Origin of the sequence: Streptomyces sp. CHD11, from assembly GCF_018638295.1 — a bacterium.
GTDB lineage: Bacteria > Actinomycetota > Actinomycetes > Streptomycetales > Streptomycetaceae > Streptomyces.
Window position 1 is genome coordinate 1 of the sequence record NZ_JABTTS010000076.1, and the last position, 1,489, is coordinate 1,489.

Annotated in this window: 1 pseudogene; it reads right to left on the reverse strand. The window is 75.3% G+C overall.

What is annotated here, in order from left to right:
- Positions 1 to 1,055 (reverse strand): annotated as a pseudogene (locus HTV45_RS33200) (maltotransferase domain-containing protein); the annotation flags it as partial.
- Positions 1,056 to 1,489 lie beyond the last annotated feature (434 nt).

Consider the following 1,489-nt stretch of genomic DNA (forward strand, 5'->3'; position numbering starts at 1 on the left):
GGGGGAGCACTGGAGGGCGAGGTCGAGGGCGATCTCGAGGCCGAGGGTGTTGGCCTGTCGTACGAACCGGGTGAAGTCCTCGAGGGTGCCCAGTTGTGGGTGGACGGCGTCGTGGCCGCCTTCGGGTGAGCCGATGGCCCAGGGGACGCCGACGTCGTCGGGTGAGGCGTCGAGGGTGTTGTCGGGGCCTTTGCGGTGGGTGGTGCCGATGGGGTGGATGGGTGGGAGGTAGACGACGTCGAAGCCCATCGCGGCGATCGCGGGGAGGCGGCGGGCGGCNCGGAGCGGGGGAAGAACTCGTACCAGGAGCCGTACAGGGCCCGCTCGCGTTCCACCAGCAGGGGCAGCGGGTCACTGCTGGTGACGTGCTCGCGCAGCGGATGCCGGGCCAGCACCGCGTCCACCTCCGGCGTCAGCGCCCCCGCCAGCCGGGACGCCGGCGGACGGCTCACGTCCCGCAGCGCGTCCACGGCGGTGAGCAGCACGCCCCGGGGCCCGGAGTCCGGCACCGCTGCCGCCGCCCGCTCGTACAGCCGGGCGCCCTCCTCCAGGACGACCTCGACGTCCATGCCCGCCGGGATCTTGATCTCCGCGTGGTGCCGCCACGTGGAGACCGGGTCGCCCCACCCCTCCACGGTGTACGTCCACAGGCCGGGCTCCCCGGCGGTGACCTGGGCGCCCCACCGGTCCGTGCCGGGCGCCAGCTCCCGCATCGGGGTGAACGGCCCCCGACGCCCCTCGGGATCCCTGAGCACCACATCGGCGGCCACCGCGTCGTGCCCCTCACGGAACACGGTCGCCGAGATCTCGAACGTCTCGCCGGTCACCGCCTTGGCGGGCCGGCGCCCCCGCTGGACCACCGGCCGGACGTCGAGCACGGGGATGCGCCCCACGGCGGTCGTGGGGCCGGTGACGGGCGCCGGCGCGGGGAGCACGGCGGCCGGTGGCGGGGGACCGGACTCGGCGCGACGGCCGGGAGAGGCCCCGTTGCCGCGCTTCCCGTGCGTCTGGGCGCCGCGCTTCGGAGGTGGTGACGAGTGGTGCTTGGCGGGCATGACCGCTCCTGTCCGCGTCAACGTGGGTGGGCGGATGACTGTGGGGAGGGGAGGTGGGTCCTGCGGGGTCTCTGTGGGTGTACCCGCAGGAGCCTTCCCACACTGTTCGGGTGGGCAATCCGGCGATTTGTTAACTACTCACGCGTATGTCGACACACAAGACGGGCCTCGCCCGCATGGCCCGGAGCCGCTCACGGGAGCGTCCGCGATGGGCTCGTTCCCATCACCGTCGGCCTCCGCCCCGGCCGCCGGCCACCGGCTCCGCGGCGGGGGCGGCCTCGCGTGACAGGGCGGGTGCGGGACCCGCAGCGGCCGGCCCGACGGGGCCCGGGTCCCGTCCCGCCCGGCATCCGCCCGACCGGCGGCTTCGCCCCCGGGGCCGGCGTCCGCCCGCCGGTGCGTCCGACGTCAGCGGTGCGAAACCCCGAGCCCTG